This window comes from Blautia sp. HCP3S3_C12 (assembly GCF_052064155.1).
Lineage (GTDB): Bacteria > Bacillota > Clostridia > Lachnospirales > Lachnospiraceae > Blautia_A.
Window position 1 is genome coordinate 59,205 of sequence record NZ_JBQHWC010000002.1, and the last position, 26,299, is coordinate 85,503.

The following is a 26,299-nucleotide window of genomic DNA, read 5'->3' on the forward strand; positions in this document are numbered from 1 at the left end:
TTGCAATAGAGAGATGCTGCTTCACGCTGGGGATTGGAAGTGTAAGAGGGAACAGTAATGACTGTAATGCTGGATGCAAAGATGTTGATTCTGTTAGAGAAAAGACTTACAATTATAAGTGCATATAAGTAACAGGGAAAGGAGAAGGAATGGTTTTATTTTATGGAAGTAAAGAAATTGTTGTGTATCCGAGTATAAGAAAGTCTATTTATAATAGAGATTTTTATTTTGGATTTTATTGTACTGCGAATAAAGAGCAGGCAGAAAGGTGTGCAATCAGGTATGAGAAAAAAGGATATGTGAACAAGTATAACTATATTCCAAATCCTGCATTGAAATATTTGAAGTTTGAGAGAATAACAGACGAATGGCTTGATTTTATTGTAGCTTGCAGGGCTGGAAAAGCGCATACTTATGATATTGTTGAAGGACCTATGGTTGATGATGCGATATTTAATTATGTACAGGATTTTGTGGACGGAAAAATAAAAAGAGTGGCATTCTGGGAACTTGTCAAATATAATCATCCGATATATCAGATTAGCTTTCATACGATTTCTGCATTGGATACATTGACGTTTAGAGGAAGTGAGACGGTTTATAGAAATAAAAATAACAGTTAACTTATTATATATAATGAAATGCTAATCGGGTCAAAAAATCTTTGATGTGATGTTTTGCAAAAATAAAGATGGATATAAGATTGGTAATAATTGCAGTTTTGTATGTTTTATGATATTTTGGAGTAAGAGAAAAGGGAAATTGTCCAGAAAGGAGACTGTCCACATGGGAATTTATTTAAACAGCGTATCTCCGTATACGTTATATAAAAGCGAAGTATGTAGTCCGTATTTTGTGGATAAATCACAGATGCTAAGAGAACTGATTCCATTGGCTGAGGTTGGAAATCGTCATGTGTGTGTGACACGTCCCCGCAGATTTGGAAAAACAGTGATGGCAAATATGATTGGCGCTTTTTTTGGGAAAGATGTTGCGTCGGAGGATGTATTTGAGACATTGAAAATTTCAGAATTTGCTGATTACAGAAGGCATTTGAACCAGTATAATACAATTTATATTGATTTTAGCGTGGTTGATGATGAATGTATAAGTTATAAGGAATATATAGATGAGATAAAGGGGAATTTAAAAGAGGATTTAAAGAGGGGATATCCGGATATTGATTTTCGTGAGAATGGTTCTGTAAGAGAAGACCTACAGAGGATTTTTGCGGAAAAAAAAGAACGTTTTGTCTTTGTCTTTGATGAATGGGATTCGGTATTTCATATGCCGTTTGTGACAGAGGATGATAAAAAGTCTTATTTGCTATTTTTGAAGGGATTGTTAAAGGATAAGCCGTATGTTGCATTGGCATATATGACGGGAATATTGCCAATCGCCAAGTATTCCAGTGGATCTGAATTAAACATGTTTATGGAGTATACGATGGCTTCGGAGTCTAAGTTTGGTAATGTATTTGGATTTTCAGATAAAGAAGTTGATATGCTTTATGAAAGATATTGCGAGAACAATGCCAGAAAAGAAGAAATGCTGAATGTGACCAGGGAAGGATTACGTGAATGGTATGATGGATATTTTACTAAAAATGGGGAGAGAATGTATAATCCAAGATCGGTTGTGGCAGCCTTAGAGAATAATAATCTGGGCAGTTACTGGACAAGTTCAGGACCATATGATGAAATATTCTATTACGTTGAGAATAATATTGCAGATGTGCGTAAAGATATTGCGCTTATGATTTCTGGTGAGGGTGTCAAGGCGAAGATTCAGGAGTATGCGGCCACTTCTATGAATTTGTTGACCAGAGAAGAAATTTTATCTGCCATGGTGGTATATGGCTTTTTAAGCTACTATAATGGAAAGGTGTATATTCCTAATAAAGAATTGATGGACAAATTTGATGAGATGGTTCAGAAAGAAGCTTCATTGGGATATGTATACAGATTGGCGAAAGAATCTGAGCGTATGCTGGAGGCCACACTTCATGGGGATACAGAAACTATGGAGAATATATTGGCTTATGTTCACAATACAGAGACTCCAATCCTTTCTTACAATAATGAAACAGAATTATCAGCGGTTGTGAATCTTGTTTATTTGGCAGCGAGAGATAGATACCGTGTGGAGAGAGAGGATAAGTCAGGGAAGGGGTTTGTTGATTTTATTTTTTATCCAGAAGACAGATCGGATACATGTATTATTTTAGAATTAAAAGTGGACCATACACCGGAAGAAGCCATTGAACAGATTAGAGATAAGGATTATATGCTACGGTTTATGGGAAAATTAGGTGAATTACCGAAATATACTGGTGAGATTTTAGGTGTTGGAATTAGTTATAGTAAAACCGATAAAATACACAGATGTAAAACGGAGATTCTCAGAAACAGAATTTAACCGAATTAAGTAAGTCCCCTGCTTATTGCTTTTCGCAACCTCCGCAGGGGACTTACTTGATTCGGTTAAATATTGAACTGTGAAATCGTTAAAATTAGTCTTCCAATTTAATCTTTTCTTTCAGAACCACACATCCTGCCATGTCTCCGATAACATTGACGCAGGTTGCACCCATATCGCAGAGTGTGTTGATGCTGATATAAACGCCCATGACACCGGCCGGCAGACCTGCCATGGTTGCCAGGGCTGCGAAGGATGCGATGGCACCGCCCGGGATTCCCGGGGTTCCTACTGACAGGAGTACGTTTGCCAGAAGGATTATGATCATCATGGAAATGCTTACGTTAATTCCGCATGCATTGGCGAAGAACATGATCATGAATGACATCAGGATGGATACGGCATCCATGTTTACAGTAGCGCCAAGAGGAATGGCAATACTTGTGATCTTGTTGGATACGCCCATTTCGTCTTCCATACGCTGTTTACTGATTGGAATGGTCGCTGAACTGGAACAGGTTCCGAATGCGTTCAGAGCTGCAGGAAGCATTGCTTTGAAGAATTTCACAGGGCTTTCTTTGCCGATGAATTTCACGGAGCCACCGTAAATGACCAGGGCAAATCCGAAGAATGCCACATACAGGATGATCAGCTGAGTTGCCAGTGAAATGATGGTTTCTGTACCGTTGGCTTCTACAACAGGAACGATAGTACAGAATACACCGATAGGTGTGAAGTACATAACTGTGCTGATCACTTTCAGGCAGACTTCATTGCAGGAATCGATCACATTCAGAAGTGCTTTACCTTTTTCACCGATAGCGATAAGTGTGAAGCCTACGATGACTGCGAATACAAGTACCTGAAGCATATTTCCGTTTGCGAAAGCTGCAACCGGATTGGATGGGATTAAGTTTTTGATGGTGTCCAGAATGCTGGTCATCTCAGTTGCCTGAATGTCGGAAGTTGCCATCTCGAATTTAACACCCTCACCGAGATGGATCAGTCGCGGGATGATCAGTCCTGCCAGGCTGGCAAGTGCTGTGGTGCACAGGAAAAAGATCATGGCACCGGCTGTGATCTTGCCGGTTGTGCGGGCATTACCGATGCTAGAGATACCCATGATAATGGAACAGAAGACCAGTGGAAAGATCATCATGTTCAGGGCATTCATGTAAATGCTTCCGATAAGACTTGTGACAGTAAGAACCGGTTCGAAACGGTTTGCCAGAAACAGACCGGTAATGATACCCAGAATCAGTCCGGTAAAGATTGCTGCGGTAATATGTTTTTTATACCACGAATAGAATTTTTTCATTTGTTCCCTCCTCTTTATTTTCGCTTCCTGATATGGAAAAATAACACCACAATACTTTACCACAATAATGTGTGAATTACAATATTTCCCGCTGTTTTATTATTTGAGTGGGAGTGTTTCCGAAATGCTCAAGGAACATCCTGCGAAATAGTTTGTAATTGATAAAGCCATGCCGCTCCAAATTGTAACACAGAAAAACAGGCATCGATGATACAGATATCGAAGCCTGTTTTTCTGCGTTGCCGGAAATTATTTTGTAATATTCCTGTGATATAAAAAGTCCTATGCAGGCTATTATGATTGTCAGGTGCAGGTGAAGAGGGTATAATAGTTGTAATTATTTAACCAAATCAAGGAAGTCCCTGCTTCAATTGTAAAGAGCAGTAAGTAGTGGGTGGGGATTTACTTGTATCAGAAGGAGTGTTTATATGAAACCAACTATTTTATTAATAAATTTTCAGAATCAGCAGAAGCTTCGCAAGTTAAAGATGGCATTACTGCCTTTTAAGATTCGTTTAAAAACTGTAGAAACTCAGGACTATAGTCAGCCAATCGGATATCTGGCAGGAGTGAAAGAGGTTTCTCAGGTACAGATTCCATCAGCGCTGATCCCTCAGGAGCAGATGGAGAAGGAAATGCTGATTCTTGCAGGAATCACGGGGAATCTGTTTGACCAGGTGCTCTATACCTTGCGGAAAGCAGGTACACCTGTGGATTACAAGGCGGTTCTGACGGAGCATAATCAGAATTGGAACTGTATGCAGCTTTATAAAGAACTGGAGAAAGAACATAATATGTATCATCCGTCTTAAATGAATGAAACAGAAAGCCCAACGGCTGTATATCATTCATAAAAATTACTCCATAATGTTCCTGTAATACGTCAGATTACCACATAATTGTAAATGGTATGTATAACAATAAAACACATAGAATATATATAAATATGTTACATGTAATATATCAATCTAATCACTAAACCGCTATACTAAATGTATGCTGAAATTGTATAAAAATGAATACAAAGAGAAAAAATCAAAGGAGAAAAAAATGAAAGCAGTAATCGCAATTGATTCTCTAAAAGGAAGTCTGAGTTCCATGGAAGCAGGATATGCTGCTGCTGACGGAATCCGCAGAGTTCATGGTCAGGATGCAGAAATTATAGTAAGACCACTGGCTGATGGCGGGGAAGGCACAGTGGAAGCACTGGTGAGTGGTATGAATGGTATCATACAGAACGTGATGGTTACAGGTCCGCTTGGAACGCCGGTGAATTGTGAATATGGAATCATTGAAAGCAGTCATACCGCTGTGATTGAAATGTCAGGTGCGGCAGGTATCACACTTGTTCCTGATGAAAAACGAAATCCACTTTATACTACAACTTATGGTGTGGGAGAAGTGATTAAAGATGCTATTTCCAAAGGCTGCCGCCGGTTTATTGTAGGAATTGGAGGAAGTGCTACCAATGATGGTGGAATTGGAATGCTTCAGGCATTGGGATATGGTTTTCTTGATAAAAAAGGAAAACAGGTTCCTTTTGGTGCCAGAGGACTGGAGGTACTGGAGGAGATTACCGATACATATGTACTGCCTGAACTGGCAGAATGTGAATTTCGTGTTGCCTGTGATGTAACAAATATTCTCTGTGGAGAGGAAGGATGCAGTGCAGTATTCGGACCACAGAAAGGGGCAACTCCCTCTATGATTATGCAGATGGATAAATGGCTGGAAAAATATGCCGCACTTGCAGAGAAAAAATGCACAAAGATCAATGCCAATCAGGCAGGTACGGGTGCAGCAGGAGGCCTGGGATTTGCATTTTTGAGTTTTACCAATGCAGTTCTGGAGTCTGGGATTAAGATTGTGCTGGAAGAAACTTCTCTGGAAAAATATATGGAAAATGCTGACATTGTGATTACAGGAGAAGGCAGACTGGATGGTCAGACTGCCATGGGAAAAGTACCTGTAGGTGTGGCACGTCTGGCAAAGAAGCATAACATTCCTGTGACTGCTTTTGCAGGAAGTGTTACAAAAGAGGCCATTGCCTGCAATCAGAACGGAATTGATGCATTTTTCCCGATTTTAAGAGGAGTAACTACTCTGGAAGATGCTATGAAACCGGAAAATGCAAAGGCTAACATGGCGGATACGGTAGAACAGGTATTTCGTCTGCTGAACATAAGGAGGAAATAAAGAATGGATTATAGTTTTACAACCATAGGTGCTCTGATTGGAATGGCAGTTGCGATTATTCTGATCATAAAAAAAGTTCAGCCCGCTTATAGTCTGATTTTGGGTGCTCTTATTGGCGGAGTAATCGGAAGTGGAAATCTGATATTGACTGTCGATACTATGGTAAGTGGAGCACAGAGTATGATTTCTTCTGTACTGAGAATTATGACTTCCGGTATTCTGGCGGGAACTCTTATTAAAACCGGAGCTGCGGAAAAAATTGCAGAAGTAATTGTACAGAAATTGGGAGAGAAACGAGCCCTTATTGCTGTTGCGGCTGCAACAATGGTAATATGTGCAGTAGGTGTTTTTGTGGATATTTCAGTTATTACAGTAGCACCTATTGCACTGGCGATTGGAAAAAAAGCAGGATATAATAAAGCTTCTCTTCTTTTGGCAATGATTGGTGGAGGAAAAGCAGGAAATATTATTTCTCCAAACCCAAATACAATAGCTGTTTCTGAAGCGTTCCGGGTTGATCTTACATCTCTGATGATAAAAAATATTATTCCGGCAGTTTGTGCATTAATTGTAACTGTAATTATTGCAACAATACTGTCAAAAAAAGCAGGAACGATGGTTAGTGATCAGGATTTGGAAAAACATGCAGACAATAAAAAACTTCCAACTTTTATTCAGGCATTTGCAGGTCCGCTGACAGTTATTATACTTTTGGCACTGCGTCCGATATTTTCTATTGTAATTGATCCATTGATTGCCCTTCCACTTGGTGGTCTGGTATGTGCAATTGCATGTGGAAGCCTGGTACAATTCCGTGAGTTTGCAGAATTTGGTCTTAGTAAGGTGGCAGGAGTATCTATTCTTCTTATTGGAACAGGAACTATTGCAGGAATCATTAAAGCATCTGCTTTACAGTATGATGTGATTTCTCTATTGGAAATGATGAAGATGCCGGCATTTATTCTTGCGCCGATTGCAGGTATTCTGATGGCAGGAGCTACTGCATCTACTACAGCCGGTGCGACCATTGCGTCTCAGACTTTTGCACAAACACTGTTAAATGCAGGAATTCCGGCTATTTCCGCAGGAGCTATGATTCATGCCGGTGCAACAGTAATCGATTCTCTGCCGCATGGTTCTTTTTTCCACGCGACAGGTGGTTCTGTAGGAATGAATATTAAGGAAAGAATGAAATTGATTCCGTTTGAGGCATGTATTGGTCTTACGAGTACAATTGTGGCGGTAATTGTGTACCTGATATAAAGATATCAAATCCTGATACTACAGTTTCCCAGCCAGGTACAGAAGAACGGCATCTTTAAATCTACGTGGATTCAGCCCGGTTTTTCTGTAGATATGATTGAGTTTGTATTGAAGTGTGTTTTTGTGTAAAAAAAGCTTTTCACAGGTATTATGCAGAGACATATCCTGATCAAAATAGGTGGTTATAATTTTGAGTTCTTCTCCGGTAAGATTTGTAATAGTCCGGGAGAGGAACTCTTCTTTTTCTTGTTTCCCTGATCCGGAGAGAAGGAGTTCCAGCGTGAGATTATCATACATTACAAAATTTTTGTCAGGATTAGTTATGCTTTTCAAAGCCGTCACAGCGGAAGAATAAGATTCTGCCAGCTGATAGATGGAAGTGCTCTTTCCAACTGCGATTTTCAGAAGCTTCTGCTGTTCTGCGGCAAACTGCTTTAGGATAAAGGATTTTCTGTCAAAAAGTTCAGAATCTGCAACTGCCAGATACTCATCTGGATAATGAAAGGCATATAAATTCAGAGGAAAAATGGAAAACATCTGAGTTACTTTCTGTTCCAGAAGTGAAAAATTAGCCATATTATATCTTTCATTTATCTGTAGCAATATGAGTCGTTTGGAAGTTTGAACATCTACAGAAAACTCTGCCAGGAGACTCTGGATATATTCCATATTGAGATTCTGATTACGAATCAGAGAATCGATGATATACTGACGTTTATCATTTTGATTACGGCTGATCATATTCAGCTCCTGTTCGCGGATTAGAAGATTGGTGATGCGTTCTGCCAGATGGGCATACTTTCTCACGGTATCTGGTTCACCGGTAATACCGATCACAGCCAGTAAAGACTGGTTATGGTAAACCGGCATATTAATCCCTTTCTGACTGCCGTAGAAGCTATTGTCAGAAGATACTTCGATAGTATTTCCTGTGGCTGCAGCTTTCTGCCCGATTTCGTGGAAAGTTCCAACTCTTTCCGGATTAGTGCTGGCAAAAATAATCCCGGACTGATCAATAAAATTAACATCCTGGCCGCATACGTCTTTTACAGTATTGACAATCTGTGTAGCAAGGGAGTGATCTATTTTTATCTGCATGATAATTTCTCCATTATATGAATTCTTCAGGGAATTGTGCTATCTATTGATATTGTATCCTATATGTGTTTAGGATACAATTGTTAGTTTTTATCATTGCCGGTTTCTTACAGACTGATAAAAACAAAAAACTTGAGGCACATAGTAAATTGTAATTTTATGCTTCCCTTTTGTAGAAATTGCAATGTTGAGAAACCTGAGAAGATATAGTAAAATTATTGCAGTAACTATTTATGCCACTGGTAGTGTCACAAATAGGAAAATAATTATATGGGTAAAATGGAATCAATTTACCAGAATTGTCTCAGATGAATTATTTATGAGGATTGCTATAGAAAAAATTAATGGTATATAAGGGAGAAACCATATGACATTAACACAGATGAATTATATCATCACAATTTCCGAAACCGGTTCATTGAATAAAGCTGCGGAGGCGTTGTATATTTCCCAGCCTTCTCTGACCAATGCAGTGAAGGAACTGGAGAAGGAGCTTGGAATCATTATATTCAACCGCAGCGGTCGTGGTGTGACACTGACCAATGACGGGACAGAATTTCTGATGTATGCCCGTCAGATATATGGACAGTATGAGAGTGTGGTTGAGAAATACAGTGAGGGTGGTTCCTATAAGAAGAAATTCGGCGTTTCCACCCAGCATTATTCTTTTGCAGTGAAAGCATTTGTGGATATGGTGCAGAAGTTTGATGTGTCGGAATATGAATTTGCCATCAGGGAGACAAAGACTGCAGATGTGATCAGTGACGTCAGCACCATGAAAAGCGAGGTGGGAGTACTTTATCTCAGTGATTTCAACAGAAAGGCACTGTTAAAGCTTCTCCACTCTGCGAATCTGGAGTTTCATCATTTGATTGACTGTCAGGCATATGTATATTTGTGGAAAAATCATCCACTGGCAAATGAGAAATCTATCAGCTACAGCCAGCTGGCTAAATACCCCTGCTTGTCCTTCGAACAGGGAGATAAGAGCAGTTTTTATCTGTCAGAGGAGATTCTGTCTACCAATGAATATTCCAGAACAGTTAAGGCTTCAGACCGTGCAACTATGCTGAATCTGATGGTAGGACTTAATGGCTATACCCTGTGTTCAGGGATTATCTGTGAGGAGCTGAATGGCAGTGACTATCTGGCAATTCCTTTCGAAGGGGATGAGCAGAATCAGAACAGTGATATGGAAATCGGTTATATTACCAGAAAGAATTCCATCCTCAGCAAGGTGGGGAATCTGTATGTCTCTTCACTGAAGAAATATCTGGAGCAGAATACTGTTTCTGCGGAGTAATATAACCTGTATATAATCTCACATATCTTTCCGTATATTCTGTTTTCTATATTTCTGCGGGCTGCAGCCTTTTACTCTGGAGAATACCTTGGCATAGTAGTTGGAGTCTGTGAAGCCGGATTTCTGGGCGACTTCCATGATGCTGTCATCGGAGCTGAGGAGAAATTCAAGGCTCCGTTCCACCCGGTATTCCTGCAGAAATGTAAACAGGGATACGTTCATGTATCTCTTGAATAACCGGCTGCATTCGCTCTCGCAGAGGTGGATTTCCTCTGCGATATCTTTCATCTGGATTTTATTCATGTAATTGTGTTCCAGATAATCCATGATCTCACGCATACGGTTGCGTTCCAGTTTGCTGTGTTCCGTATAGGGGAGGTTCTCCGGAAGATTCTGCAGCATACAGCGCCACAGCTTTTGCAGAGTTCCGGTGATATCCAGTTCGTAAAATTCCTTTTTCTCTTCATACAGAGTTATGATTTCTCTCACATATTCGGAAAAAATTTCATGCCAGGGCTGCGAATAGTCAATGTAGACTGCAGGAAGGGCGAAATTGTGTAAAAATGGCTCCACATATTTCCTGCGCAGGATACTTCCGTAGGAACCATAGATAATCTTTGGCAGAAAAGTGATGGAGACATATTTGCCGTCTTTCATATCTTCCATGAAGCCTGCGTGGAGTACATTGGCATTTCCCAGAAGGATATCTCCTGCTTTCATGTGGTAGGTACACTGGTTTACTTTATAGAGAATCTGTCCATCCAGGACAAGGGTAATTTCTATCTCAGGATGCCAGTGCCAGAGAAAGGAGCCGGATTTGTAGCCGGAAAGTTTCTCATAGCTTACCAGCAGTGGAAATTCATCACTGCCATGTTTCTTCAGTTCTTTCTGTGAGCCGTCGGTTATGATCTCTGCCATTATATATGCGTCCGTTACTGAAAACTTATAAAAAGTTATAAACTTCTATGTTCCATTCCTACTTCAACGAGTATGCTTTTGATGATATAAATATCTATCTACTCACAAGTTCTTGTACTCTCCATAGGCGTAAATTCCGGACTAACGTATCCGTACATATTTGCATTAACGTTTCAGTGTCAACCTGCAAATTTTTCTCCATAAGTCTTGAGATTTATAGATGCCTGGAAATCTCTGTCAATCATATTCCCACACGCACATCTATAAACTCTGTCAGATAACTTCAGATCTTTTTTGATGTTTCCACAACAGCTGCAAAGCTTTGATGATGGATAAAACCGATCAGCCACAATAAGCTGGATCCCTTTATCGCTGCACTTATATTCAAGCTGTTTTCTAAACCGGAAAAATCCCTGTGCCTGAACTGCTTTGGATAAATGTCTGTTTTTCATCATTCCGCTGACATTCAGATCTTCAATACATATAAATCTTGGTTTTCGATCTACGATCTCCGATATGGTCTGATTTAAATAATTTTTACGGATGTTTGTTAATCTGTGATTTCGTTTTAATAAAAGTTTTTCCTTTTTGATTACATTATTTGTTTTACAGTAACTTTCCCCTTTCTTATTTTTCTCGTAAGAACGAGAGATACTACGCTGTAATCTGCGTTTCTGTTTTTCTGATTTCTTTACTTTCTGACTCTTATTGATGTTCTTATACTTAGTCCCATCAGAGCAGACAGCCAGGTCTTTGATTCCCAGGTCTATGCCGACCCCGTCATCATTAAGTGTTTCCCTGCAGTCAGGAAATTCTACACATACGCTGATCCACCAGTTCAATCCGTCAAAGGATATTCTCGGGTTCATATATTTAGCATCTGTCGGAATACGTCCATGTTCTGCAAGTCTTACCCAATTCATTTTTTGTTTATTTGCTTTCCTGCTGGAAGAAAAGCCTTCAAATTTAACATGGGTATTACTGAATCGTATCTTAACGTTGTCCTGATAGAACTTCGGCATTGATCTCTTTTTTGACTTGAATCTTGGGAATTTCTGCAAACCCCTGAAAAAGTTCTTATACGCAGTACAGGCATCTTTGATCGCCTGTTTGGTTACATTATTTGAAATACCCAATAACCATGCATATTCATCAGAATGTCTAAGCTTTGTAAATTCTTTTCTGAGTTCTGCATCTGAAAGGAATTTTCCGCCTTTTTCATAGTTTTCTATTTCCCTTGCCAAAGCCCAGTTATAGGCAAATCTTGAAGCACTGGCGTACTGAAACAACTTAGTTTTCTGCACGTTATTTGGTATCAACATTACTTTTATGGCTTTTACCATCTGCTTCCTCCTGTATCAATTCCCGGATAAATTTCTTAGCTTTGTTTGCTCGTTTTCCTTGTAATTTGCAACTGAATACAGTGATTATCTGAACCAGATCTTCAACAAGTTCCTGCTGTTCGGACTTTTCAGTATTATCAATAATCTCAATCTCACAATTATAAAGTGAAGCGATATATTCTATCAACTCAAAACCAAATCGCAGTAACCGATCTTTATACAAAACAACAATCTTTTCAACCTGATTTTGAGATATTCGCCTGATCAATTCCTGGAGCCCTTTTTTCTTATAATTAATTCCGGAACCGATATCACTTATTATCTCAAACGGCTGTCCTTTTGCCAGAAGATATGTTTTAACATTATCAATCTGTCGTTCCAGATCATCTTTTTGTTTATGACTGGAAACACGACAATACCCAATTGTAATGCGGTTTTTAGGCTTTACATTTATTACCTGGTTGAGTTGCTCATCAGAATAATATCTATAGCCACTTACTGTAGTATGATGCGGATGAAGTTTTCCATTGGCATCCCAATTTCGTAATGTCTGGGCAGATACGCCTATAATTTTTGAAAATTCATGTATAGAATAATATTTACTCAAAGTATCAACTCCTTTCAATAATATTCTACTCTAATATCTTATAAAACTCAACATATACTTATATGATTTTATAATTTATATTTAACTGTTAATTCCCTCCATTGAGAATATATGATGATTTTTAATTATCCTATCTTATAGCAATTCCGAAAAATATTGCAGACAACCCGCTGCATCAGAGAAAGACCGTTATGTGAAATTGCTGTTGATGATTTATATAACATATTGTACACTTATATAGATATAAACGCAAGATTTTACTATTTTCCCCTTAGATTATCAAGGAATTTTATGATACAGCAGGGTATACTTTAATCCAAGAGTGTAGCTGATAAGGCTGCTCCCAAACTTTCATACACATATTCCCGTCTGCCGCTGGTTTTCACACCTGCACTGCCACTGTAAATCGTGAAAATTGTCAGTACATAGTACTCATAAAACTATGTATCAGCGGTCAGACCGGAAAAATGAACGGAGGATTTTTACAATGAATATTCCAAATAAAAATGAATTGACACGTATTTACGGCGAAGCAGAGAAATCAGCAGCACGTTTTCAGACTGTAGCTGATCACTTCGCAGAAATTTACCATCATGATACAGCAGAATTTTTTACAGCACCGGGAAGAACAGAGATCATCGGAAACCATACAGATCATAATGGTGGCCGTGTGATCGCAGGCTGCATTGACATGGATACCATCGGTGCAGCTTACCCGAATAACAGCAGTGTTATCCGTATCACAAGTGAAGGATATGACAAGGAAGTTGTCGTAGACATCAATGATCTTGCCAGCGTACCGAAGGCTCAGGGAACCCTATCTCTGGTAGCAGGTATGGTGGAAGCTATTCAGAAATTTGGATTTAAAGTAGCAGGATTTGATGCTTATGTAACAACAAACGTAATCCGTGCAGCTGGTGTAAGCTCTTCTGCATCTTTCGAAATGCTTGTATGTTCTATTATTAATTATTTTTTCAATGATGGAGCAATGACATATATCAACTATGCAAAAGCAGGACAGTACGCTGAGAACGTATATTGGCTGAAAGCTTCCGGACTGATGGATCAGCTTGCATGTGCAGTTGGAGGCCCGATTCTTCTTGATTTCTCTGACAGAGAAAACCCGGAATATGAGAAAGTAAACTTCTCTTTCCATGACTATAACCATCACCTTGTGATCGTAAATACAGGAAAAGGACATGCTGATCTGAGTGCAGAGTACTCTGAGATCCCTATGGAGATGAAAGAAGCAGCAAAGGCAGCAGGAGCAGAGCTTCTCTGTGAGACAACTCTTGATAAAGTGCTTGCAAATATGGATAAGATTGAAAATGACAGAGCAATCTTAAGAGCAATCCATTTCTTCAAAGAGAATGAAAGAGTAGAAAAGGCTGCAAAAGCAGTGGAAGAGAAAGACGGGGAGACAGTATTAAAGCTTCTCAGCGAATCCGGAAAATCTTCCTGGGAACTGCTTCAGAACTGCTATCCGATTAAGGCATACACAGAGCAGAAGATTTCTGTTGCACTTGCATTGACAGACCTTTTCCTTGAGAAGCTGGGCAAAGGTATCTGCCGTATCCATGGCGGTGGATTTGCCGGTGTTATTATGTGCGTAGTGCCAGAGGAAGAGACAGAGAACTATGTTTCCTATATTTCTGAATTTGCAGGAAAAGAAAATGTATATCCGATGAATATCCGCGCAGTTGGTGCAGTGCATATTGAAAAATAATTACTGTTCACTTCGCTCACAAAAAATACCTTGCGGGATATTACCAATAACATAGTAATAAAAATAATCTGCTAAGAAAATTCATTGCACATCAGATATGAACATGGTAAGCTAAATATAAATGAAAAAGGCTTTTATTATCTGGAAAATATGATAGTCAGAGAGGTAATTTTATATGATAGATGTACATGAGATCAGTACACATTGTACGCGCAGTGAATTTGTAGGCACAGCAGTTCTGGATACCATCGGACTGGTGATCTCCGGAATTGATGATACTTTGCTTAAAGAGATGAATGTAGGAACGAAGTATCATTGCCTGGGATTGTTCAGTTCCCGTACAGGAGCAGCAGGGCAGCTGACTGCTATAGATGATGCGGTAAAAGCAACCAACACGGAGGTTCTTTCCATAGAATTACCAAGGGATACAAAGGGCTGGGGCGGCCATGGTAACTACATTGTTCTTGGAGGCTCTGATGTTTCCGATGTGCGTCATGCTATATCTATGGCGCTGGAGTTTACCAATAAATATGCAGGAGAGGTCTATATCAGTGAGAGCGGTCATCTGGAGTTTGCCTATTCAGCCAGTGCAGGACAGGCTCTGAATAAGGCTTTCGGAGTACCTATGGGAGAAGCCTTTGGTTTTATGGCTGGTTCTCCGGCTGCAATCGGGCTGGTAATGGCAGATACTGCAATGAAGTCGGCGTCCCTTTCTATTGCAAGATATATGACACCTGACAGAGGAACCAGTCATTCCAATGAGGTGATACTGGCTGTTTCAGGAGATGCCAGTGCTGCAAAAACAGCAGTACTGAATGCCAGACAGATTGGTCTGGAGCTTCTGATCGCAATGGGCAGCTACCCGGAGATCCCCGGGACACCCTATTTATAAAAAAATCTTGACTTTTGTATCCGGAATCCATATAATAATCAACGGTAAATTTAAGAAAAAAGATATTTGGTTTTATATTGGAAACGGTACATCCTCCTGGATGGTTATGAACAACACAAATTTCTGTTTATGTTATTCACACACTATCTAAGGAGGATTTTTTATGCCAAAAAACAAGTTTCAGGAAGTAATTTTTACGATCATCATGGTATTGGTAATGGTTTATGCCATGATCTGCTACAACATTGTATTGAATACAGGGACAATGACAAATGAGACATTTCTGTTAGCTTTTCATGAACTGACATTTATGGGACCGATTGCATTTATTCTTGATTTCTTTATCATCGGTGGTCTTGCAAAGAAGATTGCATTTGGTATTGTGGATATGAGAAGAGATAATCCGTTCCACCTGGTACTTGCGATTTCTGCAGTATCTGTAGCATTTATGTGCCCGTGCATGAGCTTTGCAGCCACTGTGCTGATCAAACATGCACCAGTAAGCCAGATTATCTCTACATGGCTTCAGACAACAGCAATGAATTTCCCGATGGCGTTCTTCTGGCAGATTTTTTATGCCGGTCCGCTGGTTCGCTTCATTTTCAGAAAGCTTTTTCCTGAGAAAGAAATGGAGAAGGCTTCTGTATAAAAAATAAGAAACTGTAAAAATAAGAAACTGTAAAAATAAGAAACAAAGGCGCCACTGCATTTGCTAACCAGGCAATGCAGTGGCGCCTTTGTTGAAAAATCATTCTTGTTAGTGTGCTGACACTGGTAAATTTGTAGTTATATAGTTTTAAACTATATAAAATCATAAGAAGCATGTATAAGATATTACGTTGACATTTCCGGAAACTACAAATATACTATTATTCATATCAAATAACTATGAAAAGGGAACGAAAAAGATGCCCATAAAAGAGGTTGTCTGATATGCTGTATGAGTGTATAAAGGAGAGTGCCATGAAATTTCAGACCAGATTACTGCATGGAAAATCCGTGCAAAGTTATGAAGCCGGAGCGACAGTGCCGGCGATCAGTCAGTGTAATGCTTATTCTTATGAATCATCGGAGCAGCTGGAGAAGGTTTTTCAGAACCGCGCACCGGGTTTTGCTTACACAAGGATAGGAAACCCTACAGTGGATGCTTTTGAGCGAAGGGTAAATGAATTGGAGGGCGGAATGGGAGCGATTGCCTGTTCCTCCGGAATGTCTGCAGTTACCCTGTCTCTGCTGAATATTCTTCAGTCAGGAGATGAGGTGATCGCTGGAAGCGGCCTGTTTGGAGGCACTTTGGATCTGCTTCATGATCTGGAGGCCTTCGGTATTATAGTGAAGTTTATCCCTAGGGTAGAAAAAGCATTGATAGAACCGTTGATCTCAGAAAAAACCAAAGTGGTATTCGGAGAGATTATCGGTAATCCGGGACTGAATGCAATGGATATAAGGGAAACCGGGGATTTTTTGCATGAGAAAGGAATTCCGCTGATCGTGGACAGTACTACGGCAACCCCATATCTGATCCGGCCACTGGAATATGGCGCAGATGTGGTAGTACATTCTACCTCTAAATATATCAATGGAAGTGGTGATGCCATCAGCGGAATTATTGTGGACGGAGGAACCTTTCATTGGGATCCTGAAAGATATCCGGGTATGAAAGAATATGCAAAATTTGGTAAATTTGCTTATCTGGTAAAACTGCGTAATGGAATCTGGCGGAATATGGGAGGCTGTCTGGCTCCTGTGAATGCTTATCTGAATATTATCGGAATGGAGACCCTGGGATTGCGTATGGAGCGGATCTGCAGCAATGCGCTGGCTCTGGCCCAGGCACTGGAGCAGCTGGAAGGGGTGACAGTGAATTATCCGCTGCTGAAATCAAATCCTTACCATAAGGTTGCCGGAGACCAGTTTGGAAACAAAGGCGGCGGGATCCTGACGATCCGTGCCGGTTCCAGGGAGAGAGCCTATGCAGTGATCAACAGGCTAAAATATGTAAAGATTGCCACCAATATCGGTGATGTGCGGACTCTGGTGATCCATCCTGCATCTACGATCTATCTTCACAGTAACCGGGAAGCCAGGGAAGCAGCAGGAGTATTTGATGACAGTATTCGTGTCAGCGTAGGAATTGAGGACGCAGAGGATCTGATCCGGGATTTCACAGAGGCTATAAAAGGTCTGTGAAAAAATGTATTTATTTTCAGATAGTTATTGACAAAATATGTCAGGTGGTGTAATATCATACAAAACCTAGTAATAAACTATGAAAATAAAAAAATAACCTTACAGATTTATCTTTAGAATAAAAGGTGTTCTACAGGAGGAAGAGGACAATGGCAGATTATGCAGCATTAAAAAAAGGCGGATTCATGCGCCAGAAACAGAAAAATAATTTTTCATTAAGAATCCGCGTAGTTGGCGGACATCTGGATGCGAAACAGCTTGCAAAGGTAGCTGAGGTTTCAGAAAAATACGGCGAGGGCTATGTACATCTTACTTCCCGTCAGGGTGTGGAGATTCCTTTTATCAAGTTAGATCAGATTGATGAAGTGAAAGCTGCACTGGCAGAGGGAGATGTGGTTCCGGGTGTATGCGGACCAAGAGTTCGTACCATCACAGCCTGTCAGGGCTCAGCCATCTGTCCCAGCGGATGTATTGATACCTACGCATTGGCAGAGGAGCTGGACGAGAGATACTTCGGACGTGAGCTTCCCCATAAATTCAAATTCGGTGTTACCGGATGTCAGAATAACTGCTTAAAAGCAGAAGAGAACGATGTAGGAATCAAGGGTGGCATCAAAGTAGCATGGCAGGAAGAGAAATGTATCCAGTGTGGTGTCTGTGTAAAAGCCTGCCGCGAAGGGGCCATCACATTAGAAGATGGAAAAATCTCCGTTGATTCTTCCAAATGTAATTTCTGTGGACGATGCACCAAAGCCTGTCCTACAGATGCCTATGACAATACTCACGGATATATTGTTTCTTTCGGAGGAATTTTCGGAAATCACATCAATAAAGGAAAAACAGTGATCCCGTTTATCGAAGACCATGAGAAATTACTGAAGGTCTGTGATGCAGCCATAAATTTCTTCGAGAAGAATGCAAATGCCGGTGAACGACTGAAATTTACCATCGACCGGGTAGGTGAGGACAAATTCAATAAAGAAATCCTGGAGGCATATGAAAATGAGTGAGATTAAAATTGATGATACGGTAGATATTACAGATGTTGTGTGTCCGGTAACCTTTGTAAAGGCAAAGGTAGCGCTGGAAGAACTGGATGAGGGACAGATCTTATCCATCCGAATGAATGACGGGGAACCGGTACAGAATGTACCCCGAAGTATTAAGGAAGAAGGACATCAGATCCTGAAGCTTGATGATAACGAAGACGGAACTTACACACTTTATGTGAAGAAAGTTGAAGACTGACAGGAGCGGATCATGGCAGAGAGATTAAGTGGTGAGACTTTTAAGGAAAAGGCTTTCCAGCCTGGAAAACTGACACTGATCGATTTTTATTCTGACAGCTGTGTACCATGTAAGAGAATGGTTCCGGTGCTTGCAAAGCTGGAAGAGAAATACGGTGATCAGATTTTTGTTGGAAAGGTAAATGTAGCTTACGAACAGGGACTTGTAGAGGAATATAAGGTTATGTCAGCGCCGACCCTGATTTTCCTGAAAGAGGGAGAACAGATCCAACGACTGACAGGAGCAAAGAAAGCTGCAGAACTGGAAGAGATTATTGATCAGAATTTATAAGAATAAAGGAGAACAGATGTTATGGTTATCACAGTAGCAGGAGATAAAAAAGAAGTAAAAGACGCGATCACAGTTTCAGAACTGATCGTACAGGAGAATGTAGAAACTCCTCAGTATGTAACTGTATCAGTAAACGATGACTTCATCGACAAAGCAGAATTTGATACCTATGCATTAAAAGAAGGGGACAGTGTTGAATTCCTGTACTTCATGGGAGGTGGAAGATAGTGGCATTTACAAATGAGCAGCTGGAGCGTTATTCCAGACACATTATTCTGAAAGAGGTTGGAGCAAAAGGACAGAAAAAACTGCTCAATTCCAGTGTCCTGATCATCGGGGCAGGGGGACTGGGTTCACCGGCAGCTCTTTATCTTGCAGCAGCAGGTGTGGGAACTATCGGAATTGCAGACGCAGATGAAGTAGATCTTTCCAATCTGCAGAGACAGATTATCCATGCAACAAAGGATATGGGAAAACCAAAGGTTCTTTCTGCAAAAGAATCTATGGAAGCCATCAACCCGGATGTGACAGTAAAAACTTACCAGACTTTCGTAGATTCTGAAACGATTATGGATCTGATCAAGGATTATGATTTCATCATTGACGGAACCGATAATTTTCCGGCGAAATTTCTGATCAACGATGCCTGCGTTATGGCAAAGAAACCATTCTCTCACGCAGGAATCCTTCGTTTCCAGGGACAGCTTATGACCTATGTTCCGGGAGAAGGTCCATGTTACAGATGTGTATTCAAGGATCCGCCGCCAAAGGATGCCGTACCTACCTGTAAACAGGCTGGTGTCATCGGAGCAATGGGAGGCGTGATCGGAAGTCTTCAGGCAATGGAAGCCATCAAGTATATTCTTGGAGTTGGTGATCTTCTTACAGGATATCTTCTCACCTATGATGCGCTTACTATGGAGTTCCGTAAGATCAAACTTCCGCAGCATGTAAAGAACTGCCCGGTATGTGGGGAACATCCTACAATTACCGAACTGATCGATTATGGGCAGGCAGAATGTGACGGGGCTCTGTAAGGAATGTTTGGAGAGTGAGTAAATAATGATTACAATGTCAAAAAGTGATTACGAAATAATCTTAAAGCATACCAGAGAAAATCTTCCGGAAGAAGCCTGCGGACTGGTCGCAGGAAAAAAGGAAGGTAAGGACAAATTTATTGAAAAGGTTTACTGCCTGACAAATATTGATCATTCCAATGAACATTTTTCACTGGATCCCAAAGAGCAGCTGGCAGCAGTTAAGGATATGCGTGCCAACGGTCTGGTACCTCTGGGTAACTGGCATTCCCATCCGGAAAGTCCATCCAGACCATCCGAAGAAGATAAGAGACTGGCTTATGACAGCACAGCAAGCTATATGATCCTTTCCCTTATGGACAATGAGAATCCGGTTCTGAATTCCTTCCATATAAAAGGAACAGAATCTGAGAAGGAAGAACTTGTATTGGTGTAAAATCCCAAAGAAGAGACTGAAAAAATCACGGAAATGCTCAGGAGATGAAACATGATCAGAAAAATATTTGCATTGAGTCTGGCAGCTGTGCTGGCACTGACACCGGTACAGGCTTTTGGAAAAACAGTATCTATCACCAATGTTTCCTACGACCCTACCAGAGAGATGTTTGAACAGTATAATAAAATATTCCAGGAGCACTGGAAGGAGAAAACCGGAGAGGATGTGGAGATCACACAGTCTCACGGTGGTTCAGGGAAGCAGGCACTGGAGGTAGCCAACGGACTGGATGCAGATGTAGTGACATTGGCGTTGGAATATGATATTGAATCCATAGAGAACGCAGGGCTGATCAAGGCAGGATGGATAGACAACTTCGACAATGACAGTTCTCCCTATACATCCACCATCGTATTCTTGGTTAAGAAAGGAAATCCAAAGAAGATTCAGGACTGGGATGACCTGACAAGGGATGGGGTAGGAGTGGTAACTCCCAATCCCAAGACCTCAGGAGGTGCCAGATGGAACTACATGGCAGCATGGGCTTATGCAGATAAGAAATACAACGGAGACGAGACACAGATGAAAGATTTCATCAGGAAGCTCTACCAGAATGTAGTAGTCCTGGACTCCGGTGCAAGAGGTGCAACCACTTCTTTCGTAGAAAACGGACAGGGCGATGTGCTGGTAGCGTGGGAAAATGAAGCCTATCTTTCTATGCGTGATTACCCGGATGAGTACGAGATCGTTACTCCCAGCGTCAGCATTCTGGCACAGCCCACGGTAGCAGTGGTGGATGAGGTAGTAGATTACAGAGACACAAGAGAAGTGGCAACTGAGTACTTAAACTATCTGTATTCCCACGAAGCACAGGAAATTGAGGCAGAGAACTATTTTCGTCCAACCAATGAGAAAATCCTGAAAAAACACAGGGATGTGTTTGATCTGAGCGTAGATCTGGTAACTATCAGTGAATACGGTGGATGGGATGAGGTACAGAAGAAGCACTTCGCAGATGGCGGAATTTTTGATGAAATCTATGAGAGATAAAGAGGCAGACAGGGAAAATGCCCACTGGCACAACAACAGGACCGGAACATACGAGACGAGAGAGGTGGTAATTGATTATGAAAAAAAGAAACAAACCGGTGATTCCAGGATTCGGACTCTCCATGGGGATTACCATTTCCATATTAAGTCTGGTGGTTTTGATCCCACTTGCCAGTCTGGTGATCTACACCGCGAAATTAAGCTTTAAAGATTTCATCGAAACCATTACAAGAGCCAGAGTACTGGCATCCTTTTACACCAGTTTTGTGGCTGCTTTTGCAGCAGCAGTGATAAACGGGATCATGGGAACCATCCTTGCATGGGTGCTTGTGAAATATGAATTTCCGGGCAAACGGCTTATGGATGGAATGATCGAGCTTCCTTTTGCACTTCCCACAGCGGTAGCAGGTATTGCGCTTACATCCCTGACTTCTGACACCGGACTGGTGGGCAGCTTTTTTGCCGGATTCGGTATCAAAATCGCATACACAAGAATCGGAATCACAGTAGCTATGATCTTCGTAGGAATTCCTTTCGTTGTAAGAAGCGTACAGCCGGTACTGGAGAAAATGGACAACTCCTGCAGTGAAGCGGCCGGAGTATTGGGAGCAAAGAAATCCACCATTTTCTGGAAAGTGATTTTTCCGGAACTGAAACCTGCGATTTTTGCAGGAACCGGACTTGCGTTTGGCAGATGCCTGGGTGAATACGGAAGCATTGTATTTATTGCAGGAAATAAACCATATTATACAGAAATCACACCGCTGATCATTATGTCAGAGCTTCAGGAATTTGATTATTCCAGTGCGACAGCAATAGCACTGGTGATGCTGGCGGTTTCATTTTTCATTCTGTTTCTCAATAATGTGATCCAGCAGAGAAACGCGAGAATCTTAAAAGGAGGAAATGCCTGATGGACAACAATGTAACCACTTCAGAGAAAATCACAAAATGGATCCTGATCGGGATCAGCGTGTTGTTTCTGGCAGTAATGCTCCTCCTTCCGTTACTTACAGTAATCACAGAAGCCCTTCGAAGCGGATGGAAGGTCTACGCTGCTGCGGTAACAGACGAATACACCATCAAAGCACTTCTCCTTACTGTTAAAGCTACACTTTTCGCAGTTATTTTTAATACTATCTTCGGTATTTTTGCAGCCTGGGCACTGACCAAGTTCCAGTTCAGGGGCAAAAAACTGCTGACTACTCTGATCGATCTTCCGGTTACCATCTCCCCGGTCATTGCAGGTCTGATTTTCCTTCTGGTTTTCGGACGGCAGAGTCCGGTCTACTTTTTCCTTTTGAAATTCGGAATTAAGGTTGTATTCTCTGTACCGGGAATCATTATTGCAACTGTATTTGTAACCTTTCCTTTTATTTCCAGAGAGCTGATTCCGGTTCTGGAAGCAGAAGGAACGGACGAGGAAGAAGCTGCAGCTCTTATGGGAGCCGGCGGATGGACCATTTTCCGGAAGATTACCTTTCCTCATATTAAATGGGCATTGCTTTACGGCATTGTACTCTGTACAGCGAGAGCAATGGGAGAGTTCGGAGCAGTGTCTGTCCTTTCCGGACATTTGAGAGGAAAAACCAACACACTTCCTCTTCATGTAGAGATTCTATTTAATGAGTTTCAGTATGTTCCGGCATTTGCCGTATCTTCACTGCTGGTGATCATGGCAGTTATTATTCTGGTGATCCGAAGCGTGATCGAATACAAAGGAAAGAAGGAAGCCTGATATGTATGTAGAGTTAAAAAATATAAATAAGACCTATGGTTCCTACCAGGCATCAAGAAATGTGAATTTCGGAATCGAAAAAGGTAAGCTGATCGGCCTGCTGGGACCAAGTGGAAGCGGAAAAACAACTATTCTTCGAATGATCGCAGGTCTGGAAAATCCGGACAGTGGAGAGATCATTATTGACGGAAAGGTAGTCAACGATGTTCCGGCCAGTGAGCGTGGAATCGGATTTGTGTTTCAAAATTATGCATTGTTTCGTTATATGACAGTCTATGACAATGTAGCGTTCGGTCTGAAGGTTCAGAAAGTAGACAAAAAGAAAATTCATGCCAGAGTCATGGAGCTGGTCAAGCTGGTGGGATTAGAAGGATTGGAGAAAAGATATCCAAGCCAGCTGTCCGGCGGCCAGAGACAGAGGGTAGCATTTGCCAGAGCCCTTGCCCCGAACCCCCAGGTATTACTTCTGGATGAGCCATTTGCAGCTATTGATGCAAAAATCCGTCAGGAATTACGAAGCTGGTTAAAAGAGATGATCGAGAAACTGGGTATCACCAGTATTTTTGTTACTCATGATCAGGATGAAGCCATTGAAGTGGCAGATGAGATCATCATTACCAATGCAGGACAGATTGAGCAGAAGGGCACACCAGTGGAAGTTTACAGAAACCCGGAAACCGTTTTTACCGCATCCTTCTTCGGACAGCCATCTGTACTGGAAAATGCAGATGATTTCTATACCTTTACTCAGGCGGAGGGAGCAGACAAGATTATTGTCCGTCCGGAATTTGTAAAGATTTCCAAACTGGATGAGGTAGAGAAGTTCAGAACCTCTGTATCTCAGGGAGTGGTGGAACGGGTTTCCTTCAGAGGGGATAACCTGGAGCTTCAGGTGAGAGTGAACAATTCTGTAGTAACTGCCAGAAGAAGTCTGGAGAAAGCAGATGTCCGCGAGGGAGAAATTGTCAATGTATTCCTGTACAGGATTTTCGCACTAAAGGGTGACAGTGTACAGCTGATCGAGAATGAGGCTGTAAGGGATGACTTTGTAATTATCTAAGGAAATTAGAGGAAAGAGTAATAGAGTATGAGGACAGAGAGAATCAAAACAGATGTGCTGATCATCGGCGGCGGTACAGCAGGATGCTTTGCAGCCTACGTGATTGGTCAGAAAAGCAATAAAAAAGTTCTGATCGCAGAGAAAGCGAACATTAAACGAAGCGGATGCCTGGCAGCAGGCGTGAACGCGTTAAACGCATATATTACAGAAGGCAGAGTACCGCAGGATTATGTGGACTATGCAAAAAAGGATGCCCACGGAATCGTAAGGGAGGATCTTCTTCTCACCATGTCAGAGAGACTGAATCATGTGACAAAGGTAATGGAAGACCTGGGGCTGGTTATCCTGAAGGATGAAAAGGGCAAATACGTTGCCAGAGGAAACCGAAACATTAAGATCAACGGTGAGAACATGAAACCAATCCTTGCAAAGGCAGCAGCCGAACAGGAGAATGTTACAGTTCTGAACCATGTAAACATCACAGATTATAAAACAGAAAAGGGAAAGATTACAGGAGCTGTAGGATTCAGTGTTAATGAAGATATTTTCTATGATATTGATGCAGAAGCAGTTCTCTGTGCAACAGGCGGGGCTGCCGGACTTTACAGACCAAACAACCCGGGATTTTCCAGACATAAAATGTGGTATCCGCCATTTAACACAGGGGCAGGATATGCAATGGGACTTCTTTCCGGTGCAGAGATGACAACCTTTGAGATGCGTTTCATTGCACTGAGATGTAAGGACACCATTGCTCCTACAGGAACCATTGCCCAGGGTGTTGGAGCCAGACAGGTCAATGCACATGGTGATATTTATGAGACCAAATATGGCCTGACAACCTCTCAGAGGGTTTACGGTACAGTGATGGAGAACAGAGAAGGAAAGGGTCCGTGTTACCTCAGAACGGAAGGCATTTCCAAAGAACAGGAGCAGGACCTCTACAAAGCCTACCTGAATATGGCACCGTCCCAGACTCTGAAATGGATGGAAGCAGGCAAAGGACCATCTGAAGAGAATGTAGAAATTGAAGGTACAGAACCGTACATTGTAGGCGGACATACAGCCAGCGGATACTGGGTAGACAATAACAGGGCGACCACCATAGAAGGCTTATATGCAGCCGGGGATGTAGCCGGAGGATGTCCGCAGAAATATGTAACCGGCGCACTGGCAGAGGGTGAGATCGCAGCAGAAGCGATCCTGGAATATCTGGACTGTAAAGATGACAGGACCCTGGCAGAGAATAAAAAAGAGTCATCTGTATCGGCGGAAATTGCAGAGATTGCGAAGGGTGATGAAGTACAGAATCTATCTGAAATTGCAGCAGCAAAGAAATCAGAATATGAAGCTCACTTAAATGCGCCCCGTTCCCTGATGAATGCAGAGCAGCTTGAGGAGGCCATGCAGAAAATCATGGATCAGTATGCAGGCGGAATCGGTACAGACTACAGATATAGCGAGACAAGTCTTGCAAAAGCAGATGAAAAGATCGCCGCACTTCTTCCTGTAGTGGACACTCTGGCAGCGTCAGATACCTACGAATTGATGCAGATTTATGAGCTTCGCGAACGACTGATTCTGTGCCGGGCTGTGATCGCACATCTGGCAGCCAGAAAAGAAACCAGGTGGCACAGCTTTGGAGAGAATATTGATTACCCGGAGCAGAGTGAAGAGTGGATGAAATATGTAAATTCCTGTATGGAAAACGGGGAGATCAGGATTCTGTACCGTGATCTGATCACAAAAGAAAGTGCAGATTCCAATACAGCAGCGAAAGGAGCAGGTGAAAGATGAGCATTCGGATTCAGAAAAGTAAATGTGTAGGATGCGGCAGATGTATCGAAGCCTGTCCCGGAAACCTGATCAAAAAGGACAAAGAGGGCAAAGCCTTTATCCGTCAGGTCAGAGACTGCTGGGGATGCACCTCCTGTATCAAAGAATGCAGCCGTGATGCTATCCGCTTCTTCCTTGGAGCCGATGTGGGAGGCAGAGGTGCAAGTATGATCGTGTCAGAGAAACCTGACATTTCCACCTGGACAGTGGAGAAGCCGGATGGCACCCAGATTACCATTCAGGTTAATAAGAAAGATGCCAATAAATATTAAATATAGCTGTCCCTTAGACT

Annotated in this window: 27 protein-coding genes; 22 read left to right on the forward strand and 5 right to left on the reverse strand. The window is 41.6% G+C overall.

From position 1 onward, the window contains the following. Positions 1-149 precede the first annotated feature (149 nt). Together ACTNDS_RS02415 and ACTNDS_RS02420 are read left to right on the forward strand one after the other, a co-directional pair. The gene (locus tag ACTNDS_RS02415; RefSeq protein ID WP_441033276.1) at positions 150-623 is read left to right on the forward strand and encodes a DUF3990 domain-containing protein; all 474 of its coding nucleotides are present in this window, start codon (positions 150-152) and stop codon (positions 621-623) included. 163 nt (positions 624-786) lie between these two features. Beyond that, a complete protein-coding gene (locus tag ACTNDS_RS02420; protein ID WP_441033279.1) occupies positions 787-2,418 on the forward strand; it encodes an AAA family ATPase in 1,632 nt (543 codons plus the stop codon). A 94-nt stretch (positions 2,419-2,512) separates the two neighbouring features. Here the strand turns inward: ACTNDS_RS02420 and ACTNDS_RS02425 are convergent, their stop codons facing one another. Then, complete coding sequence (locus ACTNDS_RS02425; protein ID WP_329283740.1) at positions 2,513-3,736, reverse strand: dicarboxylate/amino acid:cation symporter; 1,224 nt, start codon at positions 3,734-3,736, stop codon at positions 2,513-2,515. Positions 3,737-4,164: 428 nt separating this feature from the next. On the opposite strand from ACTNDS_RS02425, the gene ACTNDS_RS02430 reads away from it, so the two are divergent. The 3 genes from ACTNDS_RS02430 to ACTNDS_RS02440 all read left to right on the forward strand — a co-directional run bounded on the left by ACTNDS_RS02430 (position 4,165) and on the right by ACTNDS_RS02440 (position 7,195). Next, positions 4,165-4,548, forward strand: coding sequence for a DUF3783 domain-containing protein (locus ACTNDS_RS02430; protein ID WP_055058639.1), 384 nt, complete (start codon positions 4,165-4,167; stop codon positions 4,546-4,548). A gap of 238 nt (positions 4,549-4,786) precedes the next feature. Beyond that, complete coding sequence (locus tag ACTNDS_RS02435) at positions 4,787-5,932, forward strand: glycerate kinase family protein (protein WP_441033284.1); 1,146 nt, start codon at positions 4,787-4,789, stop codon at positions 5,930-5,932. Between the two features lie 3 nt (positions 5,933-5,935). Further along, the gene (locus tag ACTNDS_RS02440) at positions 5,936-7,195 is read left to right on the forward strand and encodes a GntP family permease (RefSeq protein ID WP_441033287.1); all 1,260 of its coding nucleotides are present in this window, start codon (positions 5,936-5,938) and stop codon (positions 7,193-7,195) included. 18 nt (positions 7,196-7,213) lie between these two features. On the opposite strand, the gene ACTNDS_RS02445 is transcribed toward ACTNDS_RS02440, so the two are convergent. After that, complete coding sequence (locus ACTNDS_RS02445; protein ID WP_441033290.1) at positions 7,214-8,293, reverse strand: CdaR family transcriptional regulator; 1,080 nt, start codon at positions 8,291-8,293, stop codon at positions 7,214-7,216. A gap of 367 nt (positions 8,294-8,660) precedes the next feature. On the opposite strand from ACTNDS_RS02445, the gene ACTNDS_RS02450 reads away from it, so the two are divergent. Beyond that, positions 8,661-9,596 carry a LysR family transcriptional regulator gene (locus ACTNDS_RS02450; RefSeq protein WP_026650339.1) on the forward strand — a complete coding sequence of 312 codons (936 nt, stop codon included), beginning with the start codon at positions 8,661-8,663 and terminating at the stop codon, positions 9,594-9,596. A gap of 18 nt (positions 9,597-9,614) precedes the next feature. On the opposite strand, the gene ACTNDS_RS02455 is transcribed toward ACTNDS_RS02450, so the two are convergent. The 3 genes from ACTNDS_RS02455 to ACTNDS_RS02465 form a co-directional block, all read right to left on the reverse strand. Next, on the reverse strand, positions 9,615-10,514 hold the full coding sequence (locus ACTNDS_RS02455; RefSeq protein ID WP_441033294.1) for an AraC family transcriptional regulator: 900 nt from the start codon (positions 10,512-10,514) through the stop codon (positions 9,615-9,617). Positions 10,515-10,693: 179 nt separating this feature from the next. Next, a complete protein-coding gene (locus ACTNDS_RS02460; RefSeq protein WP_441033297.1) occupies positions 10,694-11,857 on the reverse strand; it encodes an RNA-guided endonuclease InsQ/TnpB family protein in 1,164 nt (387 codons plus the stop codon). Further along, positions 11,820-12,464, reverse strand: a complete 645-nt coding sequence (locus ACTNDS_RS02465) for an IS607 family transposase (protein ID WP_433845503.1) — start codon at positions 12,462-12,464, stop codon at positions 11,820-11,822. Before ACTNDS_RS02465 ends, ACTNDS_RS02460 begins: the two co-directional genes overlap by 38 nt. A 487-nt stretch (positions 12,465-12,951) precedes the next feature. On the opposite strand from ACTNDS_RS02465, the gene ACTNDS_RS02470 reads away from it, so the two are divergent. The 16 genes from ACTNDS_RS02470 (at position 12,952) to ACTNDS_RS02545 (ending at position 26,279) form a co-directional block, all read left to right on the forward strand. Further along, complete coding sequence (locus tag ACTNDS_RS02470; protein WP_441033300.1) at positions 12,952-14,190, forward strand: galactokinase; 1,239 nt, start codon at positions 12,952-12,954, stop codon at positions 14,188-14,190. Positions 14,191-14,365: 175 nt separating this feature from the next. Next, the gene (gene pduB, locus ACTNDS_RS02475; RefSeq protein ID WP_441033303.1) at positions 14,366-15,082 is read left to right on the forward strand and encodes a microcompartment protein PduB; all 717 of its coding nucleotides are present in this window, start codon (positions 14,366-14,368) and stop codon (positions 15,080-15,082) included. A 163-nt stretch (positions 15,083-15,245) separates the two neighbouring features. Beyond that, positions 15,246-15,731 carry a DUF2798 domain-containing protein gene (locus ACTNDS_RS02480; protein WP_441033306.1) on the forward strand — a complete coding sequence of 162 codons (486 nt, stop codon included), beginning with the start codon at positions 15,246-15,248 and terminating at the stop codon, positions 15,729-15,731. Positions 15,732-16,015: 284 nt separating this feature from the next. Further along, positions 16,016-17,272: an O-acetylhomoserine aminocarboxypropyltransferase/cysteine synthase family protein gene (locus tag ACTNDS_RS02485; RefSeq protein WP_441033309.1), complete on the forward strand. Its 1,257-nt coding sequence runs from the start codon at positions 16,016-16,018 to the stop codon at positions 17,270-17,272. A 149-nt stretch (positions 17,273-17,421) separates the two neighbouring features. Then, on the forward strand, positions 17,422-18,282 hold the full coding sequence (locus tag ACTNDS_RS02490; RefSeq protein WP_019163136.1) for a 4Fe-4S binding protein: 861 nt from the start codon (positions 17,422-17,424) through the stop codon (positions 18,280-18,282). Next, positions 18,275-18,520, forward strand: coding sequence for a sulfurtransferase TusA family protein (locus ACTNDS_RS02495; RefSeq protein WP_019163135.1), 246 nt, complete (start codon positions 18,275-18,277; stop codon positions 18,518-18,520). The genes ACTNDS_RS02490 and ACTNDS_RS02495 overlap by 8 nt, the downstream gene beginning before the upstream one ends. 12 nt (positions 18,521-18,532) lie before the next feature. Further along, a complete protein-coding gene (locus tag ACTNDS_RS02500) occupies positions 18,533-18,850 on the forward strand; it encodes a thioredoxin family protein (protein ID WP_019163134.1) in 318 nt (105 codons plus the stop codon). Positions 18,851-18,871: 21 nt separating this feature from the next. After that, positions 18,872-19,078: a sulfur carrier protein ThiS gene (gene thiS, locus ACTNDS_RS02505; protein ID WP_173744296.1), complete on the forward strand. Its 207-nt coding sequence runs from the start codon at positions 18,872-18,874 to the stop codon at positions 19,076-19,078. Then, the gene (locus tag ACTNDS_RS02510) at positions 19,078-19,887 is read left to right on the forward strand and encodes a HesA/MoeB/ThiF family protein (RefSeq protein ID WP_441033315.1); all 810 of its coding nucleotides are present in this window, start codon (positions 19,078-19,080) and stop codon (positions 19,885-19,887) included. The genes thiS and ACTNDS_RS02510 overlap by 1 nt, the downstream gene beginning before the upstream one ends. A 25-nt stretch (positions 19,888-19,912) precedes the next feature. Beyond that, the gene (locus ACTNDS_RS02515; RefSeq protein WP_441033318.1) at positions 19,913-20,323 is read left to right on the forward strand and encodes a M67 family metallopeptidase; all 411 of its coding nucleotides are present in this window, start codon (positions 19,913-19,915) and stop codon (positions 20,321-20,323) included. A gap of 51 nt (positions 20,324-20,374) precedes the next feature. Further along, the gene (locus tag ACTNDS_RS02520) at positions 20,375-21,373 is read left to right on the forward strand and encodes a sulfate ABC transporter substrate-binding protein (protein WP_441033322.1); all 999 of its coding nucleotides are present in this window, start codon (positions 20,375-20,377) and stop codon (positions 21,371-21,373) included. Positions 21,374-21,450: 77 nt separating this feature from the next. Continuing rightward, complete coding sequence (gene cysT, locus ACTNDS_RS02525; protein WP_019163129.1) at positions 21,451-22,287, forward strand: sulfate ABC transporter permease subunit CysT; 837 nt, start codon at positions 21,451-21,453, stop codon at positions 22,285-22,287. After that, on the forward strand, positions 22,287-23,111 hold the full coding sequence (gene cysW, locus ACTNDS_RS02530) for a sulfate ABC transporter permease subunit CysW (protein ID WP_441033326.1): 825 nt from the start codon (positions 22,287-22,289) through the stop codon (positions 23,109-23,111). The genes cysT and cysW overlap by 1 nt, the downstream gene beginning before the upstream one ends. Position 23,112: 1 nt before the next feature. After that, the gene (locus ACTNDS_RS02535) at positions 23,113-24,171 is read left to right on the forward strand and encodes a sulfate/molybdate ABC transporter ATP-binding protein (protein ID WP_441033329.1); all 1,059 of its coding nucleotides are present in this window, start codon (positions 23,113-23,115) and stop codon (positions 24,169-24,171) included. Between the two features lie 27 nt (positions 24,172-24,198). Next, the gene (locus ACTNDS_RS02540; RefSeq protein ID WP_441033332.1) at positions 24,199-25,968 is read left to right on the forward strand and encodes an adenylyl-sulfate reductase subunit alpha; all 1,770 of its coding nucleotides are present in this window, start codon (positions 24,199-24,201) and stop codon (positions 25,966-25,968) included. Then, positions 25,965-26,279: a 4Fe-4S dicluster domain-containing protein gene (locus ACTNDS_RS02545; RefSeq protein WP_173683673.1), complete on the forward strand. Its 315-nt coding sequence runs from the start codon at positions 25,965-25,967 to the stop codon at positions 26,277-26,279. The genes ACTNDS_RS02540 and ACTNDS_RS02545 overlap by 4 nt, the downstream gene beginning before the upstream one ends. Positions 26,280-26,299: the final 20 nt, after the last annotated feature.